The 12,847-nt window shown below is 69.5% G+C and carries 19 protein-coding genes; 17 read left to right on the top strand and 2 right to left on the bottom strand.

Going from position 1 to position 12,847, the window contains the following annotated elements:
• Positions 1–47: 47 nt before the first annotated feature.
• A complete protein-coding gene (locus BM236_RS17060; RefSeq protein ID WP_091126307.1) occupies positions 48–332 on the bottom strand; it encodes a Fe-S cluster assembly protein HesB in 285 nt (94 codons plus the stop codon).
• 79 nt (positions 333–411) lie between these two features.
• Between BM236_RS17060 and BM236_RS17055 the strand changes: the two genes are divergently transcribed.
• Complete coding sequence (locus BM236_RS17055; RefSeq protein WP_091126305.1) at positions 412–849, top strand: OsmC family protein; 438 nt, start codon at positions 412–414, stop codon at positions 847–849.
• Here BM236_RS17055 and BM236_RS17050 read toward each other — a convergent pair.
• Entirely contained in the window at positions 842–1,528 is a 687-nt protein-coding gene (locus tag BM236_RS17050; protein WP_245750400.1) for a peptidylprolyl isomerase, read from the bottom strand. The genes BM236_RS17055 and BM236_RS17050 overlap by 8 nt on opposite strands.
• A gap of 120 nt (positions 1,529–1,648) precedes the next feature.
• On the opposite strand from BM236_RS17050, the gene BM236_RS17045 reads away from it, so the two are divergent.
• The 16 genes from BM236_RS17045 (at position 1,649) to BM236_RS16995 (ending at position 11,936) form a co-directional block, all read left to right on the top strand.
• On the top strand, positions 1,649–2,527 hold the full coding sequence (locus tag BM236_RS17045; RefSeq protein WP_091126302.1) for an LLM class F420-dependent oxidoreductase: 879 nt from the start codon (positions 1,649–1,651) through the stop codon (positions 2,525–2,527).
• Positions 2,528–2,573: 46 nt separating this feature from the next.
• Positions 2,574–3,230, top strand: coding sequence for a sortase domain-containing protein (locus BM236_RS17040; RefSeq protein WP_091126300.1), 657 nt, complete (start codon positions 2,574–2,576; stop codon positions 3,228–3,230).
• 37 nt (positions 3,231–3,267) lie between these two features.
• Positions 3,268–3,729, top strand: a complete 462-nt coding sequence (locus BM236_RS17035) for a GNAT family N-acetyltransferase (protein WP_245750399.1) — start codon at positions 3,268–3,270, stop codon at positions 3,727–3,729.
• A 43-nt stretch (positions 3,730–3,772) separates the two neighbouring features.
• Entirely contained in the window at positions 3,773–4,378 is a 606-nt protein-coding gene (locus BM236_RS17030; RefSeq protein WP_091126299.1) for a DNA-3-methyladenine glycosylase I, read from the top strand.
• Between the two features lie 216 nt (positions 4,379–4,594).
• Positions 4,595–4,768 (top strand): DUF5302 domain-containing protein, encoded by a 174-nt coding sequence (locus BM236_RS19125; RefSeq protein ID WP_175507730.1) that lies wholly within the window; start codon positions 4,595–4,597, stop codon positions 4,766–4,768.
• A 501-nt stretch (positions 4,769–5,269) separates the two neighbouring features.
• Positions 5,270–5,596, top strand: a complete 327-nt coding sequence (locus BM236_RS17025) for a hypothetical protein (protein ID WP_091126297.1) — start codon at positions 5,270–5,272, stop codon at positions 5,594–5,596.
• 1 nt (position 5,597) lies between these two features.
• Positions 5,598–5,822 carry a hypothetical protein gene (locus BM236_RS17020; RefSeq protein ID WP_091126295.1) on the top strand — a complete coding sequence of 75 codons (225 nt, stop codon included), beginning with the start codon at positions 5,598–5,600 and terminating at the stop codon, positions 5,820–5,822.
• Positions 5,823–6,129: 307 nt separating this feature from the next.
• Positions 6,130–6,300, top strand: a complete 171-nt coding sequence (locus BM236_RS19120; protein ID WP_175507729.1) for a hypothetical protein — start codon at positions 6,130–6,132, stop codon at positions 6,298–6,300.
• A gap of 191 nt (positions 6,301–6,491) precedes the next feature.
• Positions 6,492–6,644 (top strand): hypothetical protein, encoded by a 153-nt coding sequence (locus BM236_RS19115; RefSeq protein ID WP_175507728.1) that lies wholly within the window; start codon positions 6,492–6,494, stop codon positions 6,642–6,644.
• A 166-nt stretch (positions 6,645–6,810) separates the two neighbouring features.
• Positions 6,811–6,945: a hypothetical protein gene (locus BM236_RS19545; protein ID WP_281247692.1), complete on the top strand. Its 135-nt coding sequence runs from the start codon at positions 6,811–6,813 to the stop codon at positions 6,943–6,945.
• 41 nt (positions 6,946–6,986) lie between these two features.
• Positions 6,987–8,540 (top strand): hypothetical protein, encoded by a 1,554-nt coding sequence (locus BM236_RS17010; protein WP_091126292.1) that lies wholly within the window; start codon positions 6,987–6,989, stop codon positions 8,538–8,540.
• Positions 8,537–8,812: a hypothetical protein gene (locus tag BM236_RS17005; RefSeq protein ID WP_091126289.1), complete on the top strand. Its 276-nt coding sequence runs from the start codon at positions 8,537–8,539 to the stop codon at positions 8,810–8,812. Before BM236_RS17010 ends, BM236_RS17005 begins: the two co-directional genes overlap by 4 nt.
• A gap of 282 nt (positions 8,813–9,094) precedes the next feature.
• Complete coding sequence (locus BM236_RS19110) at positions 9,095–9,271, top strand: hypothetical protein (protein ID WP_175507727.1); 177 nt, start codon at positions 9,095–9,097, stop codon at positions 9,269–9,271.
• Positions 9,271–9,429: a hypothetical protein gene (locus BM236_RS19105; RefSeq protein WP_175507726.1), complete on the top strand. Its 159-nt coding sequence runs from the start codon at positions 9,271–9,273 to the stop codon at positions 9,427–9,429. Before BM236_RS19110 ends, BM236_RS19105 begins: the two co-directional genes overlap by 1 nt.
• Positions 9,430–10,413, top strand: coding sequence for a hypothetical protein (locus tag BM236_RS17000; protein ID WP_091126288.1), 984 nt, complete (start codon positions 9,430–9,432; stop codon positions 10,411–10,413). It begins immediately after the preceding gene.
• Positions 10,410–11,936 (top strand): rolling circle replication-associated protein, encoded by a 1,527-nt coding sequence (locus BM236_RS16995; protein ID WP_139230147.1) that lies wholly within the window; start codon positions 10,410–10,412, stop codon positions 11,934–11,936. The genes BM236_RS17000 and BM236_RS16995 overlap by 4 nt, the downstream gene beginning before the upstream one ends.
• The last annotated feature ends 911 nt before the right edge of the window (positions 11,937–12,847 follow it).

Raw genomic sequence — 12,847 nt, 5'->3', positions numbered from 1 at the left:
CGGTGGAACGCCGCGAGCCCCCATCGGGCTATTGACGGATCGGGTCGTCAGGCCTGCTGGCCGAGGGCGAACTCGATCCTGCCCTCCTCGTCGACCCGGGCGTCCAGGACCTTGTCGTCGAGGAGGCCGGCGGTCGGTTCGTCGAGGTAGACGTGCGCTCCCTCTTGGGACACGACCTGGTCACCTGGCTGGGCGGCGTCGGCAGCGGTCACCGCGAAGGGCGCCTCGGCGCTCCCGTCGGAGGTGATCCGGAGCCCGGCGTTGTCCGGCTCGGGCGACTGGTTCGCGATGTTGCGCACGATGTCTGTCGCGTTGGGCGTGAGGGTGAGCATGCTCAACTCCATCCATTGACGTCAGGACCCAGACCCAGTGCCCCGATGTCGGCGCTCCACACCGTGTCATTCTGTCGGCATGACCGACCTCACGCCCGACCTCCGCTCGATCGACCTCGAGAAGGTCGGTGAGCACCGGTTCAAGGCCGTCAACGCCCGCGGCGGCGTCCTGACGCTCAGCCACGGCGACGACCCCGACTTCACCCCGGTCGAGCTGCTCCTGGTGGCGCTCGCCGGCTGCAGCGCGCTCGACGTCGACTTCATCACCGGCAAGCGCGCTCCGTTCGAGTCGTTCGCGGCGCGCGCCGAGGGCCGGAAGGTGCGCGACGAGGGCGGCAACCACCTGGTCGACCTGCGGGTCACCCTCGACGTGACCTTCCCCGAGGGGGAGGCGGGCGACGCCGCGCGCGCCGTCCTCGAGTCGGCCATCCAGCGCAGCCAGGACCGGCTCTGCACGGTCGGCCGGACGATCACGCTGGGCGACCCGGTGCGCTACGCCAGCGGCACGGTCAGCTGACCGAGACGCCCTTGATGGTGACCGGCTGCTTCGGGGCGCCGTCGCTCTCGCCCGTCGCGGTGCCGAGGGCGGCCACGTCCTTGACCACCTGGAGACCGGCGGCGTCCATCGTCCCGAAGACGGCGTAGTCGGGCGGCAGCGGGCTGTCGGCGTACACTAGGAAGAACTGCGAGCCGTTGGTGTTCGGCCCGGCGTTGGCCATCGCGACGGTGCCGGCGGCGTAGGTCTTCGCGCCCTGGCCCACCGGGTCGTCCTGCAGCGCCTTCGCGCCCTTCAGCTCGTCGTCGAAGGCGTAGCCGGGCCCACCTGAGCCCGATCCGGTCGGGTCGCCGCACTGCAGCACGAAGATCCCGTCGGTCGTCAGGCGGTGGCAGGTCGTGCCGTCGAAGTAGCCCTGCTTAGCGAGCGACGCGAACGAGTTCACCGTGCAGGGCGCGTCACCGGCGTGCAGCGTGAGCGGTACGGCGCCGCTGTCGAGCGTGAGCGTCGCCGACACGTCGCCGTCGTACGCGGCCGTCGACGACGGACGCTTCACCGATGCCTGCGACCCGTCGGGCTGATAGGTGCAGTCCACGCCCGAGGCGCCCGCGTCCTTGGCCGTGTCGTCGGACCCACCGCAGGCGGCCAGGGTCGTGCCGGTGGTGAGCAGGACAGCCGTGAGGAGCGCGCGCTTCAGCATGCGCCGCATGTTAGGGGGCCATCGTCCACGCGGGCGAGGCGGAGGCTACTTGCCGGTCACAACGGCTGGCCGGTGTACACCCCTTGCGCTGGACCGCACTCCAGGTCCTAGCGTCGAGGCATGGACGCCGGCATTCACTACATGACCTTCACGCACCCCGACTGGGAGCACACGCTCACCGACCGTCTGACCGCGACGGCCAAGGTCGCCGACCAGGGCGGCATCGCACAGATGACCGTGATGGATCACTACTACCAGATGATCCCGGTCGGGGGTCCGTTCGAGCCGATGCTCGAGGGCTACACCACGCTCGGCTACCTCGCCGGGATCACCGAGAACCTCAACCTCGGGCTCCTCGTCACCGGTGTCACCTACCGGCACCCTGGTCTGCTCGCGAAGATCGCCACCACCGTCGACGTGCTCTCCCGCGGGCGCGCCTTCCTCGGCATCGGCGCGGCCTGGTACGACCGCGAGCACGAAGGCCTGGGCGTGCCGTTCCCGTCGACCGCCGAGCGCTTCGAGCGGCTCGAGGAGGCGCTCCGGATCGTCAACCAGATGTGGTCCGACGACGACGGCGCCTTCGAGGGTGAGCACTACCGGCTCAAGGAGACGATCAGCCTCCCGCAGCCGCCGCGCGGTCGGATGCCGATCCTGATCGGTGGCGGGGGAGAGCGCAAGACGCTCCGTCTCGTGGCGCAGTACGCCGACGCGTGCCACCTCTTCACCCGCGAGGGTGTGGACGGGGTCGCGCACAAGCTCGACGTGCTCAAGGGGCACTGCGAGACCCTCGGCCGCGACTACGACGACATCCGCAAGACCATCGGTGGCGGCGGTGCGCTCGACCCGATCGAGGACACCGACGCCTTCCTCTCCGCGATGGAGGAGTACGCCGAGCTCGGCGTCACGCTGGTCACCGTGAACCCGCCCAAGAACGACGACCCGGTGGCGTGGACCGAGCAGTTCGTCGGCTTGGTGCTGCCGCGCCTGCGCGACATCTGATGAGACCGGTGGGGTGGATCGGCCCCGGGCGGGGTACTTCCCGGCCATGCACCCCACCCGTCTCATCCGCATCGTCGTCGGTCTCGTCGTCGGTCTCGTCGTCGCCCTCGCGGTCGGCCTCGTCGCCCTGCCGAGCGCCCAGGCCGCGCCGGTCCCCAGCAGCGGTCACCCGCGCAACGCCCGGATCACGATCCCGGCCATCGGGATCCACCGGCTCCCGGTGATCGCCTACCGCGGCAAGACCGACGACGGGCCGGGGACGCGGATCCAGAACCGCGGCATCGCGGCGGCGCCGTACGGCCGGGACGGTGGCGTCGGACCGGGCGGGATCGGCAACTACCAGGTCACGGCGCACCGCTCGTCCCACGGCGGCATCTTCGGCCGCGTCCCGTCGCTCCACGACGGCGACAAGGTGCTCGTCGACGCGGGGCAGTGGCGCTACGTCTACCGGATCACCCGCACCCGCTGGGTGTCGTTCCGGTCGGCGGCGTCGCTGCGCAAGCAGCGCGCGGCAGTGCCGGGCAAGCCCCGGGCGACGCCGCACAAGGCCTACATCACCGTCTCCACGTGCGCCACGCCCGAGGATCACGCGCGCGGGAACTTCTGGACCGACCAGTACGGCAACCCGGAGCACCGGATCGACAAGATCGGCGTGCTCGTCCGCCGGGTCCACAACCCGTTCTGGCACCGCAAGCACCGCTGACCAGCGCCTCGGAGGGGCTTGGCTACCCTCTCGCGACGTGGACCTGCACTTCGAGCTCGACGACCTGGACCGGCCGGCCGTCGTGGCGCTCCTCGAGGAGCACCTCGACGACATGTACGCCGTCTCGCCGCCCGAGTCGGTGCACGCTCTCGACCTCGCCGGGCTGCGCGCGCCCGGCCTCAGGTTCTGGTCGGCCTGGGAGGGTGACGGTCTGGCCGGCTGCGGGGCGCTCAAGGACCACGGCGACGGGTCCGTCGAGCTCAAGTCGATGCGCACGGCGGTCGGCGGCCGGGGGAGAGGCATCGGGACGGCGCTGCTCGGCTTCCTGCTCGACCAGGCCCGGGCCGGCGGAGCGTCGCAGGTCCTGCTGGAGACCGGCTCCGAGGACTACTTCGCGCCGGCGCGACGGCTGTATGCGCGGCACGGGTTCGTGGTGCGCGGGCCGTTCGCGGACTACGTCGAGGATCCGAACTCGGTCTTCATGGAGCTCACCCTGTGATTCTTCGGGCCTGTTGTCGGCGCCGGGTGCGAGAGTTGCGCCCGTGACCGCCACCTTTCTCGCGCCCGACGGCGAGCTGCGCTGCACCTGGGCCGGCTCCGTCGCCGAGTTCCTGAGCTACCACGACACCGAGTGGGGCTTCCCGGTCGTCGACGACCGGCGGCTCTTCGAGAAGGTCTGCCTGGAGGGCTTCCAGTCCGGACTCTCATGGCGCACGATCCTCGCCAAGCGGGACAACTTCCGAGCGGCCTTCGCCGGCTTCGACTTCGAGAAGGTCGCCTCCTTCAACGAGGGTGACGTCGAGCGGCTCCTGCAGGACGCTGGGATCATCCGACACCGCGGCAAGATCGAGGCGGCGATCAACAACGCCGGCCGGGCGATCGACCTGGTCGAGCGGGAAGGCTCGCTGGCGGCGTACTTCTGGCGCTGGGAGGACCCCGAGCCCGACCGGGTGCCCGAGTGGCGGGCCACGTCGGCCGCGTCGGTCGCGATGTCGCGTGACCTGAAGAAGAGGGGCTGGCGCTTCGTCGGCCCGACGACGGCCTACGCCTTCATGCAGGCGATGGGGCTGGTCAACGACCACGAGACCGGCTGCGTCGTGCGCGAGCAGGTCGCCACGGCGCGCTCAGGGTTCACGCCGCCGGCCTGACGGTCATCGGTCAGCGCGGCGCGCCTCGACGCGTCGAACGCGCAGGAAGTCCGTCCGAGCCGGCTTCCGGCCGCCGCGCTGGGGCGAAAACAGATGACTTGGGAGCTCGAGAGCCGCTCCTGAGGCCTCCCGAGTCATCTGTTTTCCTGCGGCGAGCCCGCTAGCGCGATCACCTCCCGAGTGGCGATGTCGGCCGACACGTGTGAGTCTGGACCGGTGGCCGACCAATCATCTGACCAGAACGACGAGCTCAAGGCGCGCATGCGCGAGGCGCTCGACCGCAAGCAGGCCAACGACCGAGGCGTGGAGCACGCCAGCCACGACCGTGGCCAGGCCGAGACCCATGGCCCTGCGGGTGGCAAGCGGGTGCATCGCCGCAAGTCCGGGTGAGCGCCGGAACCTCCGCATATTGACATAATGTCGCTAGTCGGGCTCCACCGGTTGAACGGCTGAGGCTGTGCGTCGAAGGCGGGCTCTGGCGCGATCAGGAAGCGTGGCCCACTGACGACAGCGCGGGCCGCTGGTGGCTGCTGGCGGCGATGATTCCACTCCTTGTAAGGCGGGATCGTGCCCATCAGCTCGGTCGGGGTGACCTTGAGCAGCTCGGCGAGTATCTCTAGCTCGGTCGCGCGCCATTCCGTGCGCCCGCTGAGCCGGTGACCCACGCTTACGCGCCCGATGTGCAGGGCTGCCGCCAGGTCGGTGTTGTTGAGCTGGAGTCGGTGCATCAGTACGACGACGTTCTCGTTGATCTGACGACTTGTGGGAGTCATGCATCCATTCTGCCCACGGTTGCGCGCAAGGAAACTTTCCTCCGATCACGTGCACCGCGACGGATCATCTGCTTAGATGTGTTTCACGTGAAACAACGCTAGCGATTGGTGGTCAGTGATGTTGGTGCTGCTGGGTGAGTTCCGGGGCGTGCGCTCCGAGCTGGTGAGGCGCAAGGACGGCTCGGTCGTCAAGCGCAAGGACGGTACGGACTGGGAGCGGCGTGAGGCGCGGCTCCTGACGGGCCGTGACGGTGACTACGTCCAGTCGGTCGAGCTGCTCGGGGATAGCCTGACCGATGAGTCGTTCCCCGCCGCGGGCACGATGGTCGCGCTGGAGGTGTCGATCGAGACCCGCGCGGTGGGGGAGCGGGTCTACCGCACCTTCAAGGCGTGGAAGCGGGTGCCGGAGGTCGAGGCGATCCTCCCCCAGCCGGCCGGCGCCTGACATGGCGACGGCGACGGCGACCCGAGCGAGGGTCTTCAAGGTCCGCGGCGCGCTGAAGGTCGAGGCGACCGACTCGCTCGGCACCCCGGTTGTGGTCATCTCGGACGGCTGCGAGTCCGTCGTGATCCCCGCGGTGGCCGTGGTCGACCTGATCGCGCAGCTTCGACGCGCGGCCGTCCATCACGACGTGACGCTGGTGCATCCCGGTGTCGGCGTCGGTGCGTAAGGCTGTCGTCCGGTGGGTGTGCGCGATCTTCTCGGCGCTGGCCGTGCTGCTGCTGCCGTCCTCCGCTTGGGGGGCCGTTACCGGCTCGCACTCTGGGTCGGCTCGCTGGTCACTGTCGTCGGCTTCGTCCTCGCTACGGCTGGACGATCCCACGCCGCCGGTCCCGGACGCGAGTATGTCGCCCCCGGTGGGCCTGTCGGAGGCCCCGTCGTCGGAGCCGACCTTGCTGCCCGACTCGACGGCTTCGGAGACCGCTTCGGCGGACTCGTCGCCCTCGCCCTTGTCGTCGTCGGCCTCGCTGTCTCCGTTGCCTGCTTCGTCGTCTACTTCGGCGCTCGCGGTCGAGGACGGCACGCCGGTGACGGTGCAGCTCGACGCGGACACGTGGGCGCTGCTGGTGGGCCTGCTGGCGGCGGCGGGGTTCGTCACGGCGCTGCTCGGTGCGCTCCTGGTCGTCCAGATCGGCCGCGGGGGCTGATCTGAGATGGACAACTTCTGGCTTCTGTTGGTGTCGGCCCTGTGCTGGGTGCGCTGCTGGCAGATGTTCGCCGCGATGGTCGGCAGGTGATGGCGAGATGACTCCGGTGGAGTGGATCGTCTCCATGCTGGCTGGCGGTGTCGCTTTCGGGCTGCTCGCGGCCCTCACGCAGGGAAGGGGGTGAACAGAGCATGAGCACTCCCGCCACCGCGGTTTCGACGATCACGACCGGCGTGGACGGCCTGCAGGACAACCTCCTGCAGATCGCTGGCGTCGGTATCGGCATCGGCGCGGCCGTCCTCGCGGTCCGCAAGGGCTGGTCCCTGGTCCGGAAGTTCTTCTGACCAGCGCCGGGCGCTTGGTGTGGTGACGCGTCGCGGCCACGCATGTACGGCCCTCCCCCCGGTTCATGGGGACCAGGGGGAGGGCCGTCAACAGTTCTTGACCGATCGGGCAGTGTTCGAAGGGAAACCGTCATGCAGCTCCTGGCCGCGCTCTACGGTGCTCTTCGTGCGTTTCCGCGATGGGTTCAGGTTCGGTCTCGGGTTCTTTACGGCATGGGTGGTGGTGGCTGTGGTCGCCGCTGCACTGTGGTTCGCCTGCCTGCTGTTCCTCGGCCTGGGCGTGAGGTACGACCTCGGGTAGCACGACGGGTCACTGCGGCTGGTCTGCTGGCCGCGCTGCTGGTGCCGCTGCTGATGTTCATGGGTGCGCCGGCGCAAGCCGCGGTCGTGTATGGCGACGTCGCGCAGGCCTCTTTCTCCACGGGCTCGCAGTGGCCGGTTGACGATCGAGTGAGTTGCGCGGTCTCGGGCTACTGGCAGAGCGACCCTGACGCGTCTCCGGCCTCAACGGTCGTCCTGAAGGGGAAGTGCACGACCGGCTACAACATCGCGTCGGCGGACCTGTTCCTTAGCGTCGAGCAGCCCGGTTGTGCGTTCGGCCTCGAAGTGGGGGAGGTCGACGGGGCCGGCGACTGGACGAAGAGCTATAGCCCGAGCTGCACCATGCCGGTCACGGAGCTGTGCTACAAGGTCACGACTAGCAACTGGTCAGACTTCGGGCAGGGCAGCAAGGAACGGGAAGATTGTGTTCCGTGGGCTCTCGGTGCGCCTCCTGCAGCAGCGGCTAACGGCTCGTGCGCGGGGTTCAGTAGCACCGCGCCTCACGTCGTGTCTGCTCAGGCCGAGAAGAACGGGTCGGGGTACACGTTCATGGAGGGGGTCGCCTTCCACGTCGATCAGACGGTGGCCGCTACGTACGGCTGGCTGGTCTACGCGGTTTACGACAGCACGCATGATTACAACCCGGCGAACTCGGCTAACAACCTCCCGGTCCCGAGCGGGCAGCCGGGCGTCGGTTCGATGGCTGAGCGGTTCACGACAACGGTGATCCCGGCCACGGCTGGATCGGCCGACGCCCTGGTCTACGCCTTCGAGGGCGCGCAGGTCGGCCAGGAGGCGTCGGCGGTCAAGCAGCGCAATCTGGTTGGCTTTGGCTTCTACAAGAAGACGTCTTCGGCGTCTACGGTCTCCTACACGTTCGACGCGGGGACAGGGCTGGTGGGGCTGACAGACCCTGCGCGCTGCGCGTTCTACTGGGGCGCCAAGATTGTTGACCGCACCGCAGACTCGCTCGATGAGCCGATGGGGCCGCTGACCGTCCCGAGCGGCGACCCCACGCCCCCCGTCGTGGAGGACCCTGTCCCGCCTGCTGGTGACGGCTCGTGCGACGGTTTCTCGTTCACTGACCCGGCCTCCTGGGCAGGCGCTGGGATCTGCGTGCTCGTCAAGATGGTCGGCGGGCTCATCGACACCGTGGCCGCTCTCCCCGGTAAGATCATGGGCCTGCTCGGCGACCTGCTTGAGTCGCTGTTCGTTCCGGAGGACGGGTTCCTTGACGATCGGATGGAGTCGATCCGCGGCAAGCTTCAGGGGTCGTCCCCGGGCCTGTACGCGTCCTCTGTGACGCAACTGGTCGCCGGGCCCTCGGTCGCGGGATGTAGCGGGGTACCGGTTCACTTTGACCTGGGCCTGGGCGACGACTCCGTTGATGATGTCGATTTCACGCTAGGCGCTGCGTGTGCCGGTGACGAGCTGCACACGGCCGCGGGCATCTGTCGGCTGGTCCTCGCGTGTGGGTTGATCCTGTCGGGCGGGCTGCTCTGCGTTCGGCTCGTTGGTGGGTCGCTGGTCCCTGAGTTGAAGGAGCTCGGGCGTGGCGGGGGTGACACCGCGTGATCTTGCAGGCTGTCCTCGAGCTGGTGTTTGGCCTGATCGATGGTCTGCTTGGGTTGCTGCCGACCGCTCCGCCGCCTGACTGGTTCGCGGACGGTGCTGGGTACTTCGGTCAGATCTGGGCCATGGGTACGGGGCTTGGCGGCTGGGTGCCGTGGGACGTTTTCGGACTCGTTTTGGCGTCGGTTGGGACCTGTCTGGCTATCGCCGTCGTGGTCCGGATCACGCGCATTCTGATTTCGGTCTTCACGGGCGGCGGGGGGTCCGCGGCATGACCCGGGCGACGGCACCGTTGGAGGTGCGCCGGGGCCCCTGTCGGGGCCCCCGGAGGGGGTGGCAGGGTCGGCGCGGCTCCGCGGGGCTGGCGGTCCGGTACTGCTCGGACGGGGGCTTGTTGTGACCGTGCTGTTGGTCGTGATCCCGGCTTTGGTGCTGCTGTCGTGGGTGTTGGCGAAGCGGAAGCGTGCGCGCCTGCTCTCGGGGACCGATGCCGCTCGGCCTGTGTTCTCGGTTGAGCCTCCGCGTCGGCGTATGTCGCCGTTGAAGGGGGAGCGGCTGTGAGCCCGGAGGCCGAGCTGGGCGGCGAGCTGCTGCTCATGGCGTTCGGGTCGGGGTGGTTCATGGGTTACGGCTGGGCGCTGTATCGCGCGGTCGGCTGGGTTGAGCGGATCAGGAAGTGGGCTGCTGGCGTCGAAGAGGCCCAGCGGATCGAAGCAACGGAAGGGGTCAACTGATGTTGACGATTATGGGTGCTGCGCTGGTGGTGCTGCTCGGGCTCGGGGGTGCCTACCTCTACGGCGTGTTCGTCGGCATGAGTGCCACGGCACGCGAACTCGACACCGCCTACAACCGTGGCATTGACGATGCAGCGGTCTACCTGAGGCAGTTCTGAATGTTCCAGAATCCGAAGAAGCGTGCGGAGCGGCGGGGCTGGCCGATCATGGGCTATGTCGGGCCGAACGGGTCGGGCAAGTCGGCGATGATGGTGTGGGACACGTTGCCGTCGTTGGAGGCCGGTCGCCCGGTGTTGGGCACGGTCCGGCTCCTGGACTACGTGAACCCGCGCGAGTGCGACGACGAGCGTTGCGAGGCTGACCCGCTCTCGGGCCACTACATGCGGGCGCTCCCTGAGCCGCACGTGGTGGAAGCCGCGTTCGCGGTCGAGCCGGACCCGCTGCGCCGTGTCGAGCTGATGCGGCAGCTCGGGGAGATTACCGGCGTGCACCGGGCCGCGCACCCGCTGTGGATCGCGCTCACGGACTGGCAACAGGTCCTGGACGCCCGCGGGGTGGATCTCCTGCTGGATGAGGTCACGGGTGCCGCGTCGTCGCGCGAGTCCGCGTCTCTGCCCGCGGCGATCGCCAACCGACTTGTTCAGCTCAGGCGCAATGACGTCGTGGTCCGGTGGAGTGCTCCCGCCTGGGCGAGAGCCGACAAAATTCTGAGGGAATGCTCGCAGGCGGTCACGTACTGCCAGGGCCGGATGCCGAAGCGATCGACTGAGCCCGGTGCGTCCCGCATGTGGCGCCAGCGCCGGCTGTTCGTCGCCAAGACCTACGACGCCAATGACTTCGAGGACTTCACCGCCGGCAAGCGCGAGGAACTGCCCGCGATGACCCGCGACCTGCACTGGGGTCCGGGGTCGCCGGCGTTCGGCGCCTACGACACGATGGACAGCGTGCTCACGGTCGGGACGGTGACTGAGACGGGCACGTGCTACCGGTGCGGTGGTGGCAGGACCCGGCCGTCGTGCAAGTGCCCGGACTACACCGCGACCAAGCCGGAGCGACCGGCGCGGCGGCGTGCCTCCGCGTCTCCGGAGCTGCTAGAAATCGCCGGTGTGCACGGCAAGCGTCGCGGGGGAGTGACCGAGTGACGGTGCTCGACCAGATCGCGTCAAGCGACGTTGACGCGCGTGCGGCGGAGCTCCTGGCCGGCGTCGGCCGCGGGTTCGCCTCGGTGGAGATGGTGTCGGCCGCTGCCGCGCTGTTCGAGCGGTGGGCCATCCCGGATCGACTCCTGACGGTGGCTCCGCCTGAGTACCTGGTCGCGGGGGAGTTGTCACACTCCGCCCGCATGGCCGAGCGGCTCGGGTTCAAGGTCCGTCGTCGGGATCGGGAGATGGTCGAGGGGCCCCGGGCCAGGGTTGTCGTCTCGCCGGGGTCGTTCGCGGTCCGTCGTACCGATCCGGTCAAGCGGGACCGTGCTGTGGCTCGTGCGCTGGAGGGGGCGCGCAAGCGGGCTCAGATGGTCGAGCAGCTGCGCCAGGGCGGCGCGTGCGTCCTCGAGGAAGAGCATCCCGTCTGGCATCCGGACTGCGCCTGTGGCGTGCCGTGGTGCGAGCCGGTCGGCGTCTCGCGGCTGCACTCCTGGTCGCCGCGCTCGCGCGCCCGGATGACCGAGCGGCTCAAGGAACTCGACTACGCGCCGCTGTTCGCCGACCGCGGCCGGCCCGCGATGGTCACGTTGACCTACCCGGGCGACTGGCGTGCTGTCGCCCCGGCCGCCTCGATCGCTCACCGCCATGTGCGCCTGCTGCAGAAGCGATGGGCCCGTCGCTGGGGGTCCAGGCTCGTCGGGGTGTGGAAGCGGGAGTTTCAGGACCGGGGCGCACCGCACTACCACATCCTGACCACTCCGCCGGCCGATCCGGGGCTCCGTGACTGGCTCTCGACCACGTGGGCCGAGATCGTCGGCGCTGACTGGTGCGGCGACTGGTGCTGGCAGCGCCCGTTCATCGGACCACGGCCTCGCAAGGGCGGACCACGTACCGGCGCGTGCTGCGAGTACGGCCGACACGTCGTCGGCGGGACCGGCGTCGACTACCACGAAGGCGCGCGGGCTCTCGACCCGGTGCGCCTGGCCGTCTACTTCACCAAGCACGGTTCGTTCACGGCGAAGGAGTACCAGAATGCCGCCCCGCGGGAGTGGGTCCACGACGCAACATGCGTTGACGCTGACTGCTCCGGCTGCTCCGGGGAGGGCGTGGGCCGGTTCTGGGGGACTTGGGGCCTGGACCGCGCGATCGCGGCCGTCGAGGTCGCTGACGACGTGGCGGAGGCTGCACGCCGCATCGCCCGCCGCCACTCCCGGTCCGGGCGCTACTACGTCGCTGCGCCGGTCTGGCGAAAGCGGTACTCCGAGAAGCTCGACACCTCGACGGGGGAGCTGGTCACGTCCTGGCGCTGGACCAAGCGCACATCGCTGCGGGCGGTCTATCACCTGCGCGGCTCGGCCGGCTTCGTCTCAGCCAATGACGGGCCCGCGTTTGCCGCTCAGGTCGCTAGGGGAGTGGCTCGGCAGGTGTTCCTCTCGCAGGTCACGGCCGTCTTCGCGCTGCCTTCCGGGCGGACTCGCGTGGCGACTTCGGGTGGTCGGCCGATCGGTTTCCTGCCGTAGGTCGGCGTCGGCCTGGTCGTTGACCAGGTGGTGAATCCCTCCTCGAGGGGCGATCGCCGCACGCCGCCGGCGTTTCCGCAGGTCAGGCGGTGCTGTGGCGCGGCCGGCAGAGGCGAAGCTGAGTGCGCAAGCGCGCCGTGGTGTTCGGAAGTTGCGTCCGAACACGTGCGGATGTGAGGTCCGTACGAGAGTCCGCGCTCGCGTAGCGTGTGCGCCTGCGCGCGGAGCGCGTGCCCCGTGTCGCCCAGGTCGGGATGCACCCGGCGTTGCGCGCGGCGATCCGGCCTGGCGGGAGAGTTCCGGGCCGCCGCCGCGTCGCTGCGCCTTTCACCCGGACCCGGAGGCTTGCCGCCGGCGGGTCTGGAAGCCCGCAGCGCGAACCCGTGCGGCCCGCCAGTACGGGCTTGTCATCTGTGCCACAACTGGCCGCTGGCTAACTAGGTGACTTGCTCGGTTCGCCTGCGCGAAGGTAAAGCGCCGTCGAGACTTTGGCGGTGAGCACGGCGGAGGGAAGTCTCGGGCGCTCTGCTGCCACGTGGGCGCGGCGGCACCTGGACGGCATCGAGCATGGCCCGCAGGAGCCGCTGCGCGAGTTAGCGGCCGTGGCGCTCGCGCAGGACAGCCTGGCTCGCGCTCGTGGGTCGTTGGTCGCGGCTGCGCGGGCTGAGGGCGCAACGTGGGCCGACATTGGCGCGGCGCTCGGTGTGAGTCGTCAGGCGGCGTCGGCTGCGCACGCGGCGAGGCTCGATGCGGCCGCGTACCGTCGTGCGCTGGCGAGTGGTTTCGGCGGCGTCGTGCCCGCGCGCTACGCGCCTAGACGGGGTCGTCGTCGGCAGGGTTGGGCGCTTCGTGATGCCGCTGATGCGGGCGCATGAGGGCTGCTCCTGCTCGTCTGCTGACATAATGTCGCT

Source organism: Nocardioides terrae (assembly GCF_900112345.1).
Classification (GTDB): domain Bacteria; phylum Actinomycetota; class Actinomycetes; order Propionibacteriales; family Nocardioidaceae; genus Nocardioides; species Nocardioides terrae.
The sequence above is the reverse complement of the archived record's forward strand: the minus strand, read 5'-3'. Positions and strand labels throughout refer to the sequence as shown.

Coding starts and splice junctions, on each gene's coding strand:
- BM236_RS17040 (WP_091126300.1), top strand. CDS start 2,574: ATGCACCCCACCCGTCTCATCCGCATCGTCGTCGGTCTCGTCGTCGGT.
- BM236_RS17050 (WP_245750400.1), bottom strand. CDS start 1,528: ATGCTGAAGCGCGCGCTCCTCACGGCTGTCCTGCTCACCACCGGCACG.
- BM236_RS17055 (WP_091126305.1), top strand. CDS start 412: ATGACCGACCTCACGCCCGACCTCCGCTCGATCGACCTCGAGAAGGTC.
- BM236_RS17060 (WP_091126307.1), bottom strand. CDS start 332: ATGCTCACCCTCACGCCCAACGCGACAGACATCGTGCGCAACATCGCG.
- BM236_RS19115 (WP_175507728.1), top strand. CDS start 6,492: ATGAGCACTCCCGCCACCGCGGTTTCGACGATCACGACCGGCGTGGAC.
- BM236_RS19105 (WP_175507726.1), top strand. CDS start 9,271: ATGTTGACGATTATGGGTGCTGCGCTGGTGGTGCTGCTCGGGCTCGGG.
- BM236_RS17020 (WP_091126295.1), top strand. CDS start 5,598: ATGGCGACGGCGACGGCGACCCGAGCGAGGGTCTTCAAGGTCCGCGGC.
- BM236_RS17000 (WP_091126288.1), top strand. CDS start 9,430: ATGTTCCAGAATCCGAAGAAGCGTGCGGAGCGGCGGGGCTGGCCGATC.
- BM236_RS17025 (WP_091126297.1), top strand. CDS start 5,270: ATGTTGGTGCTGCTGGGTGAGTTCCGGGGCGTGCGCTCCGAGCTGGTG.
- BM236_RS17045 (WP_091126302.1), top strand. CDS start 1,649: ATGGACGCCGGCATTCACTACATGACCTTCACGCACCCCGACTGGGAG.